We start from the raw sequence: 18,714 nt of genomic DNA, 5'->3' as shown, positions 1-18,714 counted from the left end.
TCCGGCAAACTAAACCGGATTCATCTCGATGAGGAGACGCGTGATGGCAGCGCAGCCCACCCGTGCAGACAAGTTCTCGTTCGGCCTCTGGACGGTCGGCTGGAACGCCCAGGACCAGTTCGGGTCCGCGAGCCGACCGTGGCTCGACCCCGTGGAGTCGGTCCACAAGCTCGCCGAGCTGGGCGCCGCGCACGTGACGTTCCACGACGACGACGTGGTCCCCTTCGGCTCCGACGACGCCGAGCGCGACAAGATCCTCGCCCGCTTCAAGGGCGCCCTCGACGAGACCGGCATCACCGTCGAGATGGTCACCACCAACACGTTCAGCCACCCGATCTTCAAGGACGGCGCGTTCACGTCGAACGACCGCCGCGTCCGCCGCTACGGCCTGCGCAAGGTCGTCCGCAACGTCGACCTGGCCGCCGAGCTGGGCGCCGACACCTTCGTCATGTGGGGTGGCCGCGAGGGCGCGGAGTACGACTCCGCCAAGGACCTCAACGCCGCGCACGACCGCTACGCCGAGGGCATCGACACGGTCGCCGCGTACATCAAGGAGAAGGGCTACAAGCTGCGCATCGCGCTCGAGCCCAAGCCCAACGAGCCCCGCGGCGACATCCTGCTCCCGACGATCGGCCACGCGATCGCGCTCATCGACCGCCTGGAGCACGCGGACATCGTCGGCCTGAACCCCGAGGTCGGCCACGAGCAGATGGCGGGCCTCAACTACACCCAGGGCATCGCGCTGGCGCTGTGGGCGGGCAAGCTCTTCCACATCGACCTGAACGGCCAGAAGTCCATCAAGTACGACCAGGACCTGGTCTTCGGCCACGGCGACCTGTTCTCCGCGTTCGCCACGGTCGACCTGCTCGAGAACGGCTTCCCGTCGGGCGGTCCGACGTACGACGGCCCGCGGCACTTCGACTACAAGCCGTCGCGCACCGAGGACTTCCAGGGCGTGTGGGACTCCGCGTCGGCCAACATGGCGACGTACCTGCTGCTCAAGGAGCGCGCGCAGGCCTTCCGCGCCGACCCCGAGGTCCAGGCGGCGTTCGAGGAGTCCGGCGTGCTGGACCTCGCGAAGCCCACGCTGGCCGAGGGCGAGACCCTGGCCGACCTCCTGAACGACCGCTCCGCCTACGAGGACCTCGACGTCGACGCCGTCGCCGAGCGCGGCTTCGGGTTCGTCCGCCTCAACCAGCTGGCCCTCGAGCACGCCCTCGGCGCCCGCTGACCTGTCCCGTCCTTTTCCCTCGCAACGTCCGCACTCCGTCGGGTCCCCACCCGCACGAGTGCGGACGTTGCGGGTTCACCTGGAGGTAGACCATGGCTCTCGTCGCCGGTATCGACTCGTCGACGCAGTCCTGCAAGGTCGTCGTGCGTGACGCCGAGACCGGGGCGCTCGTGCGCTCCGGGCGCGCGTCGCACCCCGACGGCACCGAGGTGGCGCCCTGGTACTGGTGGGACGCCCTGCAGTCCGCGATCGTCAGCGCCGGAGGTCTCCACGACGTCGAGGCGGTCTCGGTCGGCGGTCAGCAGCACGGCATGGTCGCGCTGGACGAGCGCGGCGAGGTCGTCCGCGACGCGCTCCTCTGGAACGACACACGCTCGGCGCAGGCGGCGCTCGACCTCATCGACGAGCTGGGCGGGCCGCAGGCGTGGGCCGACGCGGTGGGCTCCGTGCCCGTCGCGTCGCTGACCGTGACCAAGCTGCGCTGGCTGCGGGACGCCGAGCCGGAGAACGCCGCGCGCGTCGCCGCCGTCGCACTCCCCCACGACTGGCTGACCTGGCGCCTGGCGGGGGCACCGGGCCTCGACGCGCTGGTGACCGACCGCTCGGACGCCTCGGGCACGGGCTACTGGTCCCCCGCGACCGAGGACTACCGGCACGACCTGCTCGAGCTTGCCCTGGGGCACGACGCGCTCGTCCCGCGCGTGCTCGGCCCGTCCGAGGCCGGCCCACGGACCACCGGCGGTGCGATCCTCGGCCCCGGTGCCGGTGACAACGCCGCCGCGGCCCTCGCGCTCGGCCTGCAGCCCGGTGACGTCGCGGTCTCCATCGGCACCTCGGGCGTGGTCTCCGCGATCGCGTCGGCCGCGACGGCCGACGGGTCCGGCCTGGTCACCGGGTTCGCCGACGCCGCCGGCGGGTTCCTCCCGCTCGCCTGCACGCTGAACGCCTCCCGCGTGCTCGACGCGGCCGCCCGCATGCTCGGCGTCGACCACGCCGGGCTGTCCGCGCTGGCCCTGTCCGCCCCCGCGGGCGCCGACGGCCTCGTGCTCGTGCCGTACCTGGAGGGCGAGCGCACCCCCAACAAGCCCGACGCGACCGGTGCGCTGCACGGCATGCGGCTCGCCAACACGACGCCCGCGCACGTGGCGCGCGCCGCGGTCGAGGGGATGCTGTGCGCGCTCGCGGACGGGATCGACGCGCTGCGCGCCCAGGGCGTCGCGGTCGAGCGGCTGTTCCTGATCGGTGGCGGCGCGCAGTCGGCCGCCGTGCGGGCGATCGCGCCGTCGGTGCTCGGGCTCGACGTCCGCGTGCCGACGCCCGGCGAGTACGTGGCCGACGGTGCCGCCCGCCAGGCCGCCTGGGTGCTGTCCGGGTCCGCGACGCCGCCGGCCTGGAGCTCGGCCTCCGAGGCGACGGTGTGCAGCGGCGCACCCGTCCAGCAGGTCCGCGAGCAGTACGCCGCGGTGCGCGAGCTCACGGGCGTGCGACCCGCCTGAGACATGACGAGAGCCCGGCACCCCCCCGGCACCGGGCTCTCGTCGTTCGTGCGACGTGTCAGTGCGACGCGTCGTACGCGGCCTTGACCTCCGCGGAGATGCGGCCACGCTCGGACACGTGGTGCCCGTGCTCCTTGGCCCACTCGCGGATCGCCTGGGCGTCGCTGCTCGACGAGCGCCGCCCACGAGCAGCCGTCGACTTCGCGGCCGTACGGCCACCGACCTTGCGCGCGTGCCCGACCCACTGGGCGAATGCCTCACGCAGCTCGCTCGCGTGCCCGGAGGTCAGATCGATCTCATAGGTGACGCCGTCGAGCCCGAACGTCACGGTCTCGTCTGCAGTTCCGCCGTCGATGTCGTCGACCAGCAGGACCTGAACCTTCTGCGCCATTGTGTTCTCCATCATGCAGATGCGGGGGGAATGCTTGTCTCGTTCACTATCGCATCGGCACTTTAAGGCGTCAAACGGCGGGGCCGGATTCCTCTTTATTGGCGGCAAGTTCCGCCCGACGTTCGGCTGCATCCATTTTGGCCAATGCCTGGCGTTCCGTACGGTCGGCATTGACCAGCGCGCGGATGGCGAACCAGAACAGCAATCCGACGCCGATCGACGGCAGCAGGGCGGCGAGGGCCGTGAACAGGGGGTTCATGAGCCCACGGGCTTCACGAGCGGGAACAGGATCGTCTCGCGGATACCGAGGCCGGTCAGTGCCATGAGCAACCGGTCGATCCCCAGCCCGATGCCCCCCGCGGGCGGCAACGCGTACTCCACCGCCATGAGAAAGTCCTCATCGACGCGCATCGCCTCGTCGTCGCCCGCCGCCGCCAACAACGCCTGAGCCTCGAAGCGTCGGCGCTGGATCACCGGGTCGACGAGCTCGGAATAACCGGTCGCCAGCTCGACGCCGCGCACATAGAGGTCCCACTTCTCGACGACGCCCGGGATGCTGCGGTGATCGCGCACGAGCGGGCTCGTCTCCACCGGGAAATCCCGCACGAATGTCGGTGCAAACAGGTGGTCACCCACCTGGTGCTCCCAGAGGAGCTCGACGAGCTTGCCGTGGCTGACCCCCTTCAGGTCCGCCTCGACGCCGAGCTTGTCCGCGTACGCCGACAGCGTCGCCAGGGTCGTCTCGGGGGTGATCTCCTCGCCGAGGGACTCGGACAGCGACCCGTACATCGTCAGCTCGGCCCACTCGCCGCCGAGGTCGTACTCCGCACCGTCGGGCAGCACGACCACGGACGTCCCGAGCACGTCCTGGGCGGCCGTCTGCACCAGGTCCCGCGTCAGCGCGGCCATCGTGTCGTAGTCGCCGTAGGACTCGTACGCCTCGAGCATGGCGAACTCCGGCGAGTGCGTGGAGTCCGCACCCTCGTTGCGGAAGTTGCGGTTGATCTCGAAGACCCGCTCGATGCCGCCGACGAGCGCCCGCTTGAGGAACAGCTCGGGCGCGATCCGCAGGTACAGGTCGATGTCGAACGCGTTCATGTGCGTGACGAACGGCCGCGCCGCCGCACCGCCCGGCTGCGTCTGCAGCATCGGCGTCTCGATCTCGATGAAGTCGCGGCCGTGGAAGTTGTCCCGCAGCGAGCGCAGGAGCGCGGGGCGCTGACGGGCCGTCTCCCGGGCCTTCGGGCGCACGATGAGGTCGACGTAGCGCTGCCGGACCCGCGCCTCCTCGGAGAGCTCCACGCCCTCGTACAGGTTGGGCAGCGGACGCAGCGACTTCGCCGCGATCTGCCACGCGTCGGCGAACACCGACAGCTCGCCGCGCCGGGACGCGATCACGCGTCCGTGCACGAACAGGTGGTCGCCCAGGTCGACGTCGGTCTTGAACGCCGCCAGCCGCTCCTCGCCAACGGCCGCGAGGCTGAACATGGCCTGCAGCCGGTTGCCCTCGCCGTCCTGCAGCGTGGCGAAGCAGAGCTTGCCGCCGATCCGGACGAACACCACCCGGCCGGCGACGCCGACCTCGTCGTCCGTCTCCTGCCCGGGCTCGAGGTCCGGGTGCTCGGCGCGCACCTGCGCGATGGTGTGCGTGCGCGGCACCCCGACCGGGTAGGCCTCGACGCCGGCGGCGAGCAGCCGGTCCCGCTTCTCGCGCCGCACCCGGATCTGCTCGGGGGCGTCGTCGGGTGCAGGGGTGCTCTCGGGCGTCTCGCTCACCGGGCGATCTTACCGGCGCGTCACCGGCCGACCGGCTCCAGGTCGAGCGCGAGGTCGAGGATCGGCGACGAGTGCGTGAGCCCGCCCACCGACAGGTAGTCGACGCCCGTCGAGGCGACCTCCCGCGCGCGGTCGAGCGTGAGGTTCCCGGTGGCCTCCAGCTCGACGCCGGGGTCGACGGCCCGCACCGCCGTGACGACCTCCGCGAGCAGCGGCGTCGGCATGTTGTCGAGCAGCAGGAAGCGTGCGCCGGCCGCGACGGCCTCCAGCGCCTGGTGGAGAGTGTCCGCCTCGACCTGGATGGTGACCTCGGGGTACCTGTCCCGGACGGCCGCGACGGCCGCCGAGACGGATCCCGCCGCGACCACGTGGTTGTCCTTGACCATCGCGACGTCGTACAGCCCCATGCGCTTGTTGGTCCCCCCGCCGCAGCGCACGGCGTACTTCTCCAGCGCCCGCAGCCCCGGAGTCGTCTTGCGCGTGTCCAGGACGAGCGCGCCCGTCCCCTCCAGCGCGTCCGCCCAGCGGCGGGTGTGGGTGGCGACGCCCGACGCCCGCGACGCCAGGTTGAGCAGCGTCCGCTCCGCGACGAGGAGCACCTGCACGGGTCCGGTCAGCACGGCCAGCACGTCACCGCGCACGACCCGGGTGCCGTCGGGCACGCGCTGGTCGACGGTCGGCACCGGCAGCCCGAGCCGCGCCGCGACCTGCCCGACCACCTCCGGCACCACCACGAGTCCCGCGACGACCCCGTCCTGCCGGGCCACCAGGTCCGCGGCGCCCGTCGCCTCCGGCGGGATCGTCGACTGCGTCGTCACGTCCCGACCGGGCACCGGACCGAGGTCCTCGTCGAGGGCGATCGTCACCGTCCGGGCGATCCAGGCGGGGTCGAGGGAGGGCGTCGGCACGGTCACGCCGTCACGCTACCGGGCCCGCGTCCAGGAGGGACGCGGGCCCGGTACCGACCGTCAGCGGGTCTTGACGGGTGCGCTCGTGCTCGGGCTCACGTTCGCGGTGTCGCTCGGGACGAACGTCGCCGTGTACGTGTGCTTGCCGGACGGCACCGTGCCGATCGCGATGCCGAGGACCACGTTCAGCCGCTTGACGACCTTGGTGCCCTCGCGGATCTCGACCGTCCCGGACGGCACCCTGCCGTTGTTGGTCGCGACCGTCACGAACGCGACCGACGGGATGAACAGGAACCCGCGCGTGACGGTCAGCCCGGTCGTCGTGGTCACCTTCTCCACGACCACCGTCACCGCCGCCGACTCCGAGCCCGCCACGGTGTCGTCACCGGCGAACCGGGCGACGACCTCGTAGCTGCCCGCCGGGGTCGACCCCGGCAGCCGCAGGCTCGCGCTGCCGTTCCGCAGCGTCGCCGTGCCGAGCACGGTGTCCCCGGCCACGAACTCCACCGGACCGGCCACGGGCACGTCGGCCGTGACCGTCGCCGTGAGCGTGACCCGTGAGGACGACCCGAACACCTGGCTCGACGGCGCGGCCGTCAGCGTGGTCGCCGACGACGGGACGCCCGCCTCGACCAGCTGCAGGACACCCCAGCGCGCGGTGCTCTGGTAGCCGGCGCCCGTCGGGTCGGCCCAGTTGTGGATCGAGGTGCGCGCGCCGTTGCTGGCGTCGTTCACCTGGAAGTCCACGCCCTGGAAGCTGCCTGCACCACCGTCCTCGAGCAGGCTGATCGACGCCTCCACCACGTAGCCGGTGTCGGTGAGCCGTGTGGCGCTGACCAGCCGGTTCTGCTGGAACGCCTCGTCACCCGTGCCGAACGAGACCACGTTGGTCGCGCTGATCCGGATCTGCGTGTCGTCGTACCGGTAGGACCCGTTCTTGTAGTTGCCCGCGTCCACGTAGATCTCGACCGAGTCCTGGATCCACGGGTCGGAGCCCGTGACGTCCACGACCGGGTCGGTGACCTCGGCGAGCACGAACAGCGTGTTGTCCTTCCACAGGGTGCGGACCTCCGCCGTCGCGCCGCCGGTGCCGTTGGTCTGCTTGTCGGTGCGGACGGAGACGGCGTCGGACCAGGAGGCATCCGTGTCGCCGTCGATCGTCGGCGCCGTCGCGACCGAGGGGACCTCGGCGTACGAGAGCGCCTCGACGAGCGTGAGGGTGCCCGTCGCGCCCGGCGTGTTCCACGCGACGGTGTCGGCACCGTCGGTGACCCGCAGGTCGAACGGCACCGTGCCGCCCTCCGCCACCGGGGTGGCGAGCGGGAGCTTGACGACGGCGTCGTAGCCGCCGTCCCGCTCCGTGACCACACCGTCGACGTCGCCCGAGCCGTCCCGGCCGAACGTGACGGTCTGGCCCGCGTAGGCGATCTCGATCGCGTCGGTCGCCTCCGCGGTCGCGTCGTCGACCGTGACGTACGCCGTCAGATTGTCCGGCGCCCAGCGGAGCTGGAAGGCGGTCGAGTCGTCGAGGACGTTCAGCGGCAGCTGCGACCACCGGACGTCGGACGTCTCGTCGGACAGCGGCACGTCCTCGGCGAAGACGTTCGCCGCACGCTGCCGGGCGGGCAGCTCGCCGTCGACGATGCCGTAGTACGCGGGCTTCGCCTGCAGGAGGTCGTCGAACACGAGCGGTGCGCCGGCGTCGCTGCGCCAGCTGCGGCCGTCGGTCAGGCCCCACACCGTGACCGAGAACAGGCTCTCGGCGTGCGCCCGGAAGACCCGGAACGCGTCGCGGTAGTAGTAGCCCTGCTCGACGAGCTTGCCGTCGGTCACCGGCGTGCCGGTCGTGACGTCGAGCTCGGTGACCGCCTGCACGACCGGCAGGTCCTCGAACGCGGTGAGGGCCGTCTCGAGCGCGGACACCGGCATCGCGAGGCTGACGTGGAACTGGTGGCCCACGCCGTCGACCGGCACGCCGCGCTCGAGCAGGCGCTCGACGAGGGCGTGCAGGCGGACCTGCTTGCCGCCCTGCTCGGTGTTGTAGTCGTTGATGAACAGGGTGATCGGACGGTCGGCGCCCGCGGCGGCGAACTCGTCGTTGAAGGACTCGTCCGCGTACTGGAACGCCAGGTCGATGAACTCCTCGCCCAGGATCCGGTACCACTCGCTGCGACGCAGCCCGTCGGCGAACTCGCCGCTGTCGCTGACCACCTCGTTCACCACGTCGAACGCGACCAGCGGGTTGGTGTCGCTGCCGAACGCGCCGTACGTGTCGCTCAGGTGCTGCGCGACGGCGTGGATGTGCGTCCGCAGCCGGTCCCGGAGCACCTGCTGGTCGGCCTCGCTCGTCGTGAGCGGAGCCCCCGCCTCGTCCTGGAAGAACCAGGCCGGCGTCTGGCTGTGCCAGGCCAGCGTGTGCCCGTACACGGCGATCCCGTTGTCCTGCGCGTACTGCATGATCGCGTCGGCCTCGGGGTGCGGCGTGAAGGTGCCCTCGGCGTCGTACCAGGCCTCGGGCTTCATGTAGTTCTCCGACGTGACCTGGTCGAAGTGCCGGAGCAGGAGCTCCGACTGCGCCCCGGTCTGCTCACGGCTGTCGATCGCCGCGCCCACCGGGAAGTCGACGGAGTCCTTGATCGGCGCGAGGTCCTGCACCTGCAGCGGGTCCTGGACCTTGACGACGATGTCGTCGACGAGGAAGTCCGACGTGTTGCCGGGGTCGCCGTTCTCCCACGGCGTCTCGAAGTACAGCAGCGCCGAGTCGGCCGCGGCCATCTGGAACGTGCCGGTGACCTCCACCCACTCGCTGTTCGAGATGCCCGTGAACTGCTTGAGCGTGTCGTACGAGGTGCTCTCGCCCACCGTGCGGGCCAGGCTCAGCCAGATCTCGTCGCCGGTCTGGCCGGGCGCGAACCGCACCCAGGCGGAGTACTCGTAGCTGGTGCCCGGGATGAGCACCCCCGTGGCGTCGAAGCCGATGCCGTGACCCTGCGACGTGCGCGCGGTCAGCAGCGCCGACTGCGCGCCGCCGTGGGCGAGCTCGCCGGTGACGGCGAGCGTGCCCTGGCCGTCCCCGGTCGCGCGGGGGACCCAGCCCTGCAGGCCGTCCTCGAAGTCGGCGCTGATCACCGCGGTGCCCGGGGGCTGGCTCGGCGCGAGCGTGACGGCGGGCAGCGTGAACGTCCACCCCTCGTCGAGGCGCTCCTGGATGACGGTCTTCGCCGCCGCGACCGTGCCGGCCCGCGAGCCGCCACCGTCGTGCAGGAGCACGACCTCGCCGGGCTTCATGGCCGCACGCAGGTTGGCGGTGAGCGTGGCCTCGTCCTGGGTCTCCCAGTCGGAGATCGTGTTGATCACCGCGAGCGGCTGCATGCCGAGTGCGACGGCCGCGTTCTGGTTCGCCGTCGTCCACACGCCGTTGGCCGCTCGGAAGAACGGCACCTGCGCCGACGGGTTGCCCAGGGCGGTCCGGATGATCGTCAGGTTGTCGGCCAGGTCCTGCGCGACCTCCGCCTGCGTGCCGTCGAGGACGTCGTAGGACGTGCCGTGGTTGCAGAGCGTGTGACCGTCGGCGACGATCCGCTTCAGGAGGTCCGCGCCACCCGGGGCCTGGACGTTCTGGCCGATGACGCAGAACGTGGCCTGGATGTCCTTGGCCGCCAGGAAGTCCAGCAGCTCGGTGGTGTCGGCGCCGTTGGGGCCGTCGTCGAACGTCAGGGCCGACCGGTTGCCGGTGCCCTGCGCGGCGCTGACCGGGGTGGTCGTGGGGTTGAGCGCACCACCGGGCAGGACGTCCGGCGTCTCGCCCGGGCCGTCGCCGGCCGGGGCGGTGATCGTGATGTCGTCGACGAGGTACGTGTACGGCCCGTCGAGTGCGCCCGTGCCGATGTAGACCTGCAGCTCTGCCGGGACGGCGTCGGCGGGCACCTCGTAGGTGCCGGTCACCGTGGTCCACGCGTCCGCGGTCATCGTGGTGTTGCCCACCCAGGAGTACGCGGGCTTCACGACGAGGCGCACTCCGGCCGAGCCGACCGTCTCCGGCGCGAGCCGCGCCCGCATCGACAGCGTCAGGACGGTGCCGGGCTCGACGTCCGCGAACAGGCCGGCGGCGGTCTGGATGCCGTCGAAGTCCTCGGTGCGGTCGGCCACCTGCAGGGCGGGGTTGCCCTCCACGTCGACCACCGACAGCGTCGCGCCGCCGCTGGCCGCCCAGTCGGCGTACGTGCCGTCGGTGAAGTCGGTGGACACCAGCGTGGTCTCCGTCGACGAGGCCGGGGCCGTGATCGCGATGTCGTCCACCAGGTAGGTGTACGGGCCGTCGAGGGCGCCGGTGCCGATGTAGACCTGCAGCTGCGCGGGGTCGGCGTCGGCCGGCACCGCGTACGTGCCGGTCACCGTGGTCCACGCGTCGGCGGTCATCGTGGTGTTGCCCACCCAGGAGTAGGCAGGCTTCACGACGAGGCGCACCCCGGCGGAGCCGACCGTCTCCGGCGCGAGCTTCGCCCGCATCGACAGCGTCAGGACCGTGCCGGGCTCGACGTCCGCGAACAGTCCGGCGGGGGTCTGGATGCCGTCGAAGTCCTCGGTGCGGTTGGCGACCTGGAGGGCCTGGTTGCCGTCCACGTCGACGAAGGACAGCGTCGGACCGCCGCTCTGCGTCCAGCCGCCGAGGGTGCCGTCGGTGAAGTCCGTGGACACCAGCGTCGTGTCCGCGGCGAGTGCCGCCGTCCCGGTGGCGACCACCGTGGCGGGGACCGCCGCGAGCGCGAGTGCCGTGGTCAGCGCGACCCCGATAGTTTCGAAACGATTCCGTGGCGATCGTGCGTGTCTCATCGACGCTCCTTTGCGCAGACGTATGCCCTGGTTCGGGCGATCCTGGGGAGAGGGTAAGCAGCGTCCGCGCAGGAGACCAGAGCTGGAGGTATCGAAACTCTCGATCGGTATCGATCGTTATGCCGATAGTGTCGGAATGTCACCCTTGTGGGTGAGAACGTCCCTCTCAGGCCGGCGAGGACCGCCGGGACACCAGGTCGCCCTCGGCGCCCAACGACAGCTCCAGCCGCACCCGCCAGGACGGCTCGGTCGCCGGGAAGTCGCTGCGCGCGTGCCCGCCGCGGCTCTCCTCACGCTCCAGCGCGGCCGCCGTCAGCACGGTCGCCACCTGGTGCACGTTCGTCGTCTCCCACTCGGCCACCTGCGGGGCGGCCAGGCGCCGGCCCTCGTCGGTGCGCAGGTGCGCGTCGGTCGGCACGGCCGCGAGCGCGGCCACGGCCCGGCGCAGCCCGTCGCCGGACCGCAGCGGACCAGGACCGTCGGAGGCGATCCGCTGCACGCGGGCGCGCGACGCCGCCGCGACGAGGGCCTCGTCGCCCGGCCGGGCCACCGGCGTGAGCGGCGTGAGGACGCCGCTGCCCACCTGCGCGGCGATGTGCTTGGCCGCACGGCTGGCGAACACGAGGCCTTCGAGCAGGGAGTTCGACGCCAGCCGGTTGGCGCCGTGCACACCCGTGCACGCCGTCTCCCCCACCGCGTACAGGCCGGGCAGGCTGGTCCGACCGACGAGGTCCGTGACCACGCCACCCGAGTGGTAGTGCTGGGCGGGCGCGACGGGGACGAGGTCGGTCGTCATGTCGATGCCGTGCTCCAGGAGCCGGTCGTTGATCGTCGGGAACCGGGAGCGCAGGAACTCGTCGCCGAGGTGCCGGGCGTCCAGCCAGACGTGGTCGGAACCGGTCTCGGTCATCCGCCGGACGATCGCGTGCGCGACGACGTCCCGGGGAGCCAGCTCGGCCATCGGGTGCACGTCGGGCATGAACCGCACACCGTCGGTGTCCAGCAGCAGCGCACCCTCGCCCCGGACCGCCTCGGACACCAGCGTCAGCTGCCCCTTCACGCCCGAGCCCAGCCAGAGCACCGTCGGGTGGAACTGCACGAACTCGACGTCCCCGAGCACCGCCCCGGCACGCAGCGCCGCGGCGATCCCGTCCCCGGTGGCCTGCGCCGGGTTGGTGGACGAGCGGTAGACCTGGCCGATGCCGCCCGTCGCGAGCACGACCGCGCGGCCCAGCGCGGCACCGACCCCGTCGCGCTGCCCCTCGCCGATCACGTGGAGCGTCACGCCGCACGCGCGCCCGGGCCTGCCGTCCGGTCCCGGCGGACCCGTGAGCACGTCGAGGACGAGCGCGTGCTCGATGACCTCGATGCCCGGGTCGTCGCGCACCGCCTCGATCTGCGCGACGAGCGCGCGGGAGATCTCCGCGCCCGTCGCGTCGCCGCCCGCGTGCGCGATGCGGTCGGCGTGGTGCCCGCCCTCGCGGGTCAGCGAGATGCTGCCGTCGGCTGCCGTGTCGAACACGGCGCCGCGCGCGACGAGCTCGCGGACGCGCCGCGGACCCTCCGTGACCAGCACCTCGACCGCGCGCGGGTCGCACAGTCCGGCGCCCGCGACGAGGGTGTCCTGCAGGTGCGCGGCGGGCGAGTCCGACGGGTCCAGCGCGGCCGCGATGCCGCCCTGCGCCCACACGGTCGACCCCGACGCGAGGATGTCCTTGGTGACCAGCAGGACGCGCGGCACGCGGGTGCGCAGCTCGAGCGCCGCGGTCAGACCCGCGATGCCGGAGCCGACGACGACCGCGTCGGCCTCGACCGTCCAGCCCGGTTCCGGGGCCGCCAGCCGCGTCGCGAGCCGGGTCACCTCGCGCGGCCCGCGGCGAACGGAATCCCGCTCGACTGCAGGTCCGGCCAGTCGTCCGGGACCTGGCCGGGGTCGTCCCCGACCGCCACCACCCGGTTGGCACCGTCGACCAGCACGACGTGCGGCTCGTAGGTGCGGGCCTCCGCGTCGGACAGCTGGCCGTAGGCGATGAGGATGACGACGTCCCCCGGGTGCACGAGGTGCGCGGCCGCACCGTTGATGCAGACCTGGCCCGACCCCGGCTCCCCCGCGATCGCGTACGTGGTCAGGCGAGCGCCGTTGGTGACGTCGACGACGTCCACCTGCTGACCGGGCAGCACGTCCGCCGCGGCGAGCAGGTCCGCGTCGACCGTGATCGAGCCGACGTAGTGCAGGTCCGCCTGGGTCACGGTCGCGCGGTGGATCTTGCCGGTCATCATCGTGCGCACCAGCGACGTCACGCGCCCACCTCCACGAGTCCGTTGTCGATGAGCCGGGTCGTCCCGACGGTCGCCGCGACCAGCAGCAGGGCCTCGCCGACGAAGTCCGCGGGCACCTCGGCGAACGTCACGGGGTCCACCAGCGCCACGTAGTCGACGTCGGTGCCCGCCAGGGCGGCGCGGGCGGTCGCGCGGATCTCCTCCGCGCTCCCCCGGGCCCGCAGCGCACGCGAGAGCCCGAGCGCCCGGCGACGCTCGTCGTCGCTGAGGTAGGCGTTGCGGCTCGACAGCGCGATCCCGTCCTCGTCGCGGACGATCGGCGCGGCCTCGACCACCACCGGCACGTCGAGGTCGCGGACCATCCGCCGCACCGCCGCGAGCTGCTGCGCGTCCTTGGCCCCGAACAGCGCCACCCCCGGGCGGGTCAGGTGCAGGAGCTTGAGCACGACCGTGAGGACACCGTCCAGGTGGCCCGGCCGGCTGACCCCCTCGAGCACGTCCCCGATCTCGCCCGCGCTGACCCGCACGACCGGGTCACCGTCCGGGTAGACGACCTCCGGACCGGGGGCGAAGACGATGTCGTCCGGGCCCAGCAGACCCGGCCCGGACAGCAGCGCGAGGTCCCGCTGCAGGTCACGCGGGTACCGGGCGAGGTCCTCGGACGGCGCGAACTGCAGCGGGTTGACGAAGATCGTCACGACGACCGCGTCCGCCAGCTCCCGTGCGCGCGCGACCAGCGACAGGTGCCCGGCGTGCAGCGCGCCCATCGTCATCACGACCGCCCGACGGTGCGGGCGGGCGGAGTGCGCCGTCCCCGCGAACCCCTCCGTGCGCGGCACGGCCTGCACGTCCTGCACGGCGAGCGCCGCCGCCAGCGCCTCGCGCGTGTGCACGAGCGTCGGCGTCGTGGTCTGCGTGGTCATTCGTCCTCCTGCGGGTCCGGCCCGTCCTCCACCTGCAACGCCCCGGCATCCTCGGTGATGCCGTCCAGCAGCTCCTGCGCGGCGGCCGAGGAGATCAGGCCCGCCGCCAGCGCGCGCCCGGTCGCCGAGCGCGCCAGGGCACGGTATCCCGCGACGACGTCGACCGCCCCCGTGGTCGCCGCGAACGTGGTGAGCGCCACACCGTGCTCCCGGACCGTCCCCGCGTCGCCCCGGCGCACCGGACCCGTCAGCGCGGCGATCGCCCCGGACCCGCCGGCCGACTCCGCGCGCAGCGCACCGTCGAGCGCCGCCTCCAGCAGCGGACCGAGCATGCGGCCCGGGTCGGGGACCCCCGCCGCCGCCAGCGCCTGCGCGGCCTGGGCGACGAGGACGACCAGGTGGTTCGCGCCGTGCGCGAGGGCCGCGTGGTAGAGCCCGCGGGCCTCCTCCGCCAGCACCACCGGCTCCCCGCCGATCTCCACGACGAGCGCCTGCCCGATCGGCAGGACCGGCGCCGGGGCCGTCACCGCGAACGAGCAGCCGACCAGCCGTGCGAGGTCCAGCGACGTGCCCGTGAACGTCATCGCCGGGTGCAGCGCCAGCGGGATGACCCCCGCCGCCCGCGCCGGCGCCAGCACGTCCACCCCGAACCGCCCGGACGTGTGCACGACGATCTGCCCGACCTGCCACGCGCCCAGGTCCGCGAGCCCGCGCACCAGGTCCGCCAGCGCGTCGTCGGGGACCGTGAGGAGCACCAGCTCGGAGCGGCGGACGACCTCGGGGATGTCCAGCACGGGCACACCCGGCAGCAGCGTCGCCGCCCGCTCGCGCGACGCCTCCGAGATGGCCGACACCGCCACCACCGGGTGGCCCGCGGCCCGCAGCGCACTGCCGAGCACCGCACCGACCCGGCCCGAGCCGACCACGCCGACGCCGAGCCGGCCCGGCCTGCTCGCCGGGTCCGGTGGGGTCACGCGCCCGCTCCGGCGGCCGGGGGCGCGTTCGTCGGCTCCGCGTTCGTCGTCGGGGTCGGTGCGCCGACCGCCCGCATCCACTGCTCCGGCGTCGCGGTCGCCCGTGCGGTCCTCGCCCGCTCGGCCTGCTCGTCGAGCAGCGCCGCAGCGACCCCGGCGTCGAGGTGGTTGACCCGTGGCGCGACCGGCCCGGGCGTGGAGTGCAGCACGAACGACGCCAGGCCGAGCCGACGCTGGATCGGTCCCTGCTCGAGCCCGAGCGACTGCGTGCGCTCGTGCGGGACGACGTCGACGCTGCGCCAGATCCGGCCCGACCGGGTCACCAGCGCCCGCTCGGTCACGCGCACCCCGTGCCGCCGCCACCCGACCGGGTCCACCCAGCGCGACCGGCGCGGCGCGACGGTGAACCCGTCCTGCTCGTCCGTCCCGGTCAGCGCAGCGACCACGAGCGCCGTCGGGTCCTGCACGCCCAGGTCCGGCAGCACGAGCCAGAGCGCGGTCATCGCCTCACCGCGCGTCGCCACGGGGTGCAGGACGGTGTCCCGCTGCTGCTGGTCACCCTGGCCGTACCCGGCGACGTTGATCTCGACGCGCCACCAGTCCGGCCCGCGCCACAGCGGACCCTGCCGCAGCCGGATCGCCTGCACCCGCCCGGGCGGGACGGTCTGCGCGCGCGCCTCCGTGAGCCCGTGCCGCAGCCGGATGCCGTCGGGCGAGATCGCGGCGCGGAAGTTGGCGCCCTGGTTGATGCGGCTCCACACGAACGTCACCCCGGCGAACAGGGGCGCGACGAGCACGAACGCCGCACTGATGTCCCGGGACACGACGGCCAGCGTGATCGCACCGGCGATCATCAGGAGCAGCACGGGCACCGTGCCGGACCGCAGCGTCGCGCTCACCAGCCGGCCCATCGGCAGCTCGTAGACCTCGCGCTCGGGGGCGACCTCGAACGGCACGGGGACGGCCGGTGCGCCCGCCACGTCCGGCACGGTGCCGTCGACCGGCGTCTGCACCGCGACAACGCCGGGACGCTGCAGGCCGGCCGAGAGGGCGAGCAGCTCGGCGCGCAGGGCCTCCGCCTCCGCCTCGCGCAGGAACGCCAGCGACACGGCCGACCCGCTGCCGCCGGCCACCTCGAGCTTGAGCTCGGCCAGACCGACAAGCCGCGCGAGCAGCGGCTGCACCACGTCGACGGCCTGCAACCGGTCCAGGCGCGCCTGGCGCTGCTGGCGGAAGAGGATGCCGGTGCGCAGGTGCACGGCCTCGTCGGTGACCGCGAACCGGGTCACCCGCCACGCCACCGCCGAGTACCCGAAGCCGATGAGGCCGACGAGCAGGAACCCGCCGATGATCAGCAGGAACCCCCGGCCCTGGAGGAGGTCGATGGCCTGCTCGATGTTCTCGCCCGCCTGGAACCAGCCGATCGCCAGCACGGCGACGAGGACCTTCCACCCCTTGAGCGCGGGGGTGACGGGGTGCATCCGGCGCCAGCCGGTCACGTCCTCGTCCCTGGTGGTGTCGACGTCGGGCGCGCTGGAGGGCCGACCGGGGACGCTGGGCGGCGGGCCGGGAGGGCCGAGCGGCGGGCCGGGAGGGCTGGCCGGCGTGCCGGGGGTGCTGGTCACAGCCCCGCCAGCCGCGCCTCGCCGCGGGAGGCCATCCGGTCGCGCAGGCGCGCGGCCTCGTGCGGCGGGAGACCCTCGATCGACGCGCTCGTGGCGGACGACGCCGTGTGGAGCTGGACCGACGCGATCTGGAACTTGCGGGCGATCGGGCCCGCGTTGACGTCCACGTACTGCATCCGGCCGTAGGGCACGACGACGAGCGAGCGGAACATGATGCCGCGGCGCACGAGCAGGTCGTCGGCGCGCTCCGCGTACGCCAGGGCGCGCACCTGTCGGGGCACCAGCCACAGGATCCACCCGACGAGCAGCACCACCGCGGCCGGGAACACCCAGAGCCACGCGGCCCCGACGAGCACCGCCAGGAGCACCAGCAGCACGAGGACCGGACCGAGCACGATGCCCGTGACCGTCAGGCGCGCCCCGATGAGCCTGCTCGACACCGGCGTCCAGGTGACGTCGGTCGGGTCGAACGGCTCGCGGGTGCCGGGGACGGCGTCGGAGGTCATGAGGCCATCCTTCCACCCGCTCAGGGGGCGCTGGGATCCGGCGCAGGTCGCTCGTGCGCCGTCTCCGCCCCTGCCTCGGGTGGAGGCACGCGGCAGAACCACTCGACGACCAGACCGACGACCGCGAGCACCACGGCACCGGCCGTCGCGATGCCCGCGGCGATCGCCCGCGACCCGTTCCCCGGCACGCTCAGGTCGCCGACCAGCGCCAGCACCTGACCGCCGTACCACCCCGCGAGCAGCGCGCCGGTGTAGCACGACGCCTTGGCCAGCACCGCCGTCCGTGCCGCCCGGATCGGGTTCAGCAGCGGTCGCTTGCCGTGCAGGAACTGCCGGACGGCCCAGCCCATGGAGAACACGACACCGGCGATGAGCAGCTCGACGGCGACCACGAGGGGAGGGACGGTCGGCAGCATCCCGCCGCGGCCCGCGACCGCGCGCAGCACGATCCACGTGACCGCAGCCGCGGTGGCGGTGACCAGCAGGAGCGTCTGCCAGCGCGTGCGCTGCATCACGTGTCCTGGGCCTCCGCACCCGGTCCGGCGGGGACGGCCCCGGTGTCACCGCTGACCGCGGGGATCGCCGTGGTCAGCCAGTCGAGCGCCAGCCAGCGCACGCCGTCGCGGTCGGGAGCGGTCGCGGCCAGCGCCCCGACCGGTCCCCCGCCCAGCCCGGGCAGGACCGCGTCCGGGTCGACCTGCGCCCACGGCTGCAGCACGAACGCGCGCTCGTGGGCCCTCGGGTGCGGGAGCTCGAGGTCGTCCGTCACCGCCAGCACGGACCCGTACAGCACGATGTCGATGTCCAGCGTGCGCGGGCCCCACCGCTCGTGCCGCTCCCGCCCGTGCGCCTGCTCGATCGCCTGCGTGGCCCGCAGCAGCGCGCGCGGTGCGAGCGTGGTCTGCGCCAGCACGACCGCGTTGAGGTAGTCGGACTGCTCGGGCCCGCCCACCGCGGACGTGCGCGCCAGCGCCGACACGTCGCGCACCTCGATCCCGGGGGTCCGTGCCAGGTCGGTCACGGCGTCCCGGAGGGTGTCCTGGGCCGGTCCCAGGTTCGCCCCGAGGGCCAGCACGACCTCGACCGGTCCGTCGGGCTCCACGTCGAGGACGTCGGTGACGACCTCGCCGACGACGAGCGCCTCGCCCGCCGGGACCGGCTCGAGCTCGGTCGACGGGCCGTCGGGGCCCTGGGAGAACCCGCCGGGGGCGGGGGCGACCGCATCGGACCAGGCACCGGACGCCACGACCGGCGCGCCGGGTGCCGGCGTCACCGGGAACGTCGCGGTCGACGTCGGGACCGGTCGTGACGACGGTTCCGGCTCGGCGACCGGGCGGGCAACGTAGGGCTCGGCTGCCGGCAGCTTGGAGCGGTCCCGGTGGATGGCGACGACCACGTCGCCGAACGGCACCTGGATGGGGGCGTTCGGCTTGTGCACGGCCACGTCGACCGCCTGCACGACGCCCGACGCGAGGACCGTCGCCGCGATGCGTTCCGCGACGGTCTCGATCAGGTCGACCGGCTCGCCCGACAGGACCGCCGCGACCTGCTCCGCCAGCTCGCCGTAGTTGAGGGTGTGCGCGAGGTCGTCGCGCGCCGCGGCCCGCCGTGTGTCGAGGTGGACGACGACGTCCGCGACGAACGTCTGCCCGTCACGCCGCTCGTGCTCGAACACACCGTGGTAGCCGAGCGCCGTGATGCCCGTCAGCCTGATCTGGTCGAGCCGGCGCCCGCTGGTGTCCAGCGCGTCCTGACGGCTCTCGTCGTTCAT

At 73.3% G+C, this 18,714-nt stretch carries 15 protein-coding genes; 2 read left to right on the top strand and 13 right to left on the bottom strand.

Annotated features, from left to right (window positions below; all coding sequences use genetic code 11):
* Nucleotides 1-43 precede the first annotated feature (43 nt).
* Together xylA and xylB are read left to right on the top strand one after the other, a co-directional pair.
* Entirely contained in the window at nucleotides 44-1,231 is a 1,188-nt protein-coding gene (xylA, locus tag CTE05_RS16900) for a xylose isomerase (RefSeq protein WP_146847470.1), read from the top strand.
* A 92-nt stretch (nucleotides 1,232-1,323) separates the two neighbouring features.
* On the top strand, nucleotides 1,324-2,727 hold the full coding sequence (xylB, locus tag CTE05_RS16895) for a xylulokinase (protein ID WP_146847469.1): 1,404 nt from the start codon (nucleotides 1,324-1,326) through the stop codon (nucleotides 2,725-2,727).
* Between the two features lie 58 nt (nucleotides 2,728-2,785).
* Here xylB and CTE05_RS16890 read toward each other — a convergent pair whose 3' ends face one another.
* The 13 genes from CTE05_RS16890 to folK form a co-directional block, all read right to left on the bottom strand.
* On the bottom strand, nucleotides 2,786-3,118 hold the full coding sequence (locus CTE05_RS16890; RefSeq protein ID WP_146847468.1) for a histone-like nucleoid-structuring protein Lsr2: 333 nt from the start codon (nucleotides 3,116-3,118) through the stop codon (nucleotides 2,786-2,788).
* 70 nt (nucleotides 3,119-3,188) lie between these two features.
* Entirely contained in the window at nucleotides 3,189-3,377 is a 189-nt protein-coding gene (locus CTE05_RS16885; protein ID WP_146847467.1) for a hypothetical protein, read from the bottom strand.
* Nucleotides 3,374-4,894 carry a lysine--tRNA ligase gene (lysS, locus tag CTE05_RS16880; RefSeq protein WP_146847466.1) on the bottom strand — a complete coding sequence of 507 codons (1,521 nt, stop codon included), beginning with the start codon at nucleotides 4,892-4,894 and terminating at the stop codon, nucleotides 3,374-3,376. The genes CTE05_RS16885 and lysS overlap by 4 nt, the downstream gene beginning before the upstream one ends.
* A 20-nt stretch (nucleotides 4,895-4,914) precedes the next feature.
* Nucleotides 4,915-5,808 carry a carboxylating nicotinate-nucleotide diphosphorylase gene (gene nadC, locus CTE05_RS16875; RefSeq protein ID WP_146847465.1) on the bottom strand — a complete coding sequence of 298 codons (894 nt, stop codon included), beginning with the start codon at nucleotides 5,806-5,808 and terminating at the stop codon, nucleotides 4,915-4,917.
* Nucleotides 5,809-5,862: 54 nt separating this feature from the next.
* Entirely contained in the window at nucleotides 5,863-10,635 is a 4,773-nt protein-coding gene (locus CTE05_RS20635; protein WP_146847464.1) for an endo-1,4-beta-xylanase, read from the bottom strand.
* 166 nt (nucleotides 10,636-10,801) lie between these two features.
* Nucleotides 10,802-12,496, bottom strand: a complete 1,695-nt coding sequence (locus tag CTE05_RS16865; protein ID WP_146847463.1) for an L-aspartate oxidase — start codon at nucleotides 12,494-12,496, stop codon at nucleotides 10,802-10,804.
* Entirely contained in the window at nucleotides 12,493-12,936 is a 444-nt protein-coding gene (panD, locus tag CTE05_RS16860; protein ID WP_146847462.1) for an aspartate 1-decarboxylase, read from the bottom strand. The genes CTE05_RS16865 and panD overlap by 4 nt, the downstream gene beginning before the upstream one ends.
* Nucleotides 12,933-13,838 carry a pantoate--beta-alanine ligase gene (gene panC, locus CTE05_RS16855; protein ID WP_146847461.1) on the bottom strand — a complete coding sequence of 302 codons (906 nt, stop codon included), beginning with the start codon at nucleotides 13,836-13,838 and terminating at the stop codon, nucleotides 12,933-12,935. The genes panD and panC overlap by 4 nt, the downstream gene beginning before the upstream one ends.
* A complete protein-coding gene (locus CTE05_RS16850; RefSeq protein ID WP_146847460.1) occupies nucleotides 13,835-14,812 on the bottom strand; it encodes a Rossmann-like and DUF2520 domain-containing protein in 978 nt (325 codons plus the stop codon). Before CTE05_RS16850 ends, panC begins: the two co-directional genes overlap by 4 nt.
* Nucleotides 14,809-16,437, bottom strand: a complete 1,629-nt coding sequence (locus tag CTE05_RS16845) for a PH domain-containing protein (RefSeq protein ID WP_246123709.1) — start codon at nucleotides 16,435-16,437, stop codon at nucleotides 14,809-14,811. The genes CTE05_RS16850 and CTE05_RS16845 overlap by 4 nt, the downstream gene beginning before the upstream one ends.
* Nucleotides 16,434-16,943, bottom strand: a complete 510-nt coding sequence (locus tag CTE05_RS16840; RefSeq protein WP_146847459.1) for a PH domain-containing protein — start codon at nucleotides 16,941-16,943, stop codon at nucleotides 16,434-16,436. Before CTE05_RS16840 ends, CTE05_RS16845 begins: the two co-directional genes overlap by 4 nt.
* Nucleotides 16,944-16,963: 20 nt before the next feature.
* Entirely contained in the window at nucleotides 16,964-17,455 is a 492-nt protein-coding gene (locus tag CTE05_RS16835) for a DUF3180 domain-containing protein (RefSeq protein WP_146847458.1), read from the bottom strand.
* Nucleotides 17,455-18,714, bottom strand: coding sequence for a 2-amino-4-hydroxy-6-hydroxymethyldihydropteridine diphosphokinase (folK, locus tag CTE05_RS16830; RefSeq protein ID WP_146847491.1), 1,260 nt, complete (start codon nucleotides 18,712-18,714; stop codon nucleotides 17,455-17,457). Before folK ends, CTE05_RS16835 begins: the two co-directional genes overlap by 1 nt.

Origin of the sequence: Cellulomonas terrae, from assembly GCF_007990265.1 — a bacterium.
Lineage (GTDB): Bacteria > Actinomycetota > Actinomycetes > Actinomycetales > Cellulomonadaceae > Cellulomonas > Cellulomonas terrae.
This window is presented reverse-complemented; position numbering and strand designations above follow the sequence as displayed.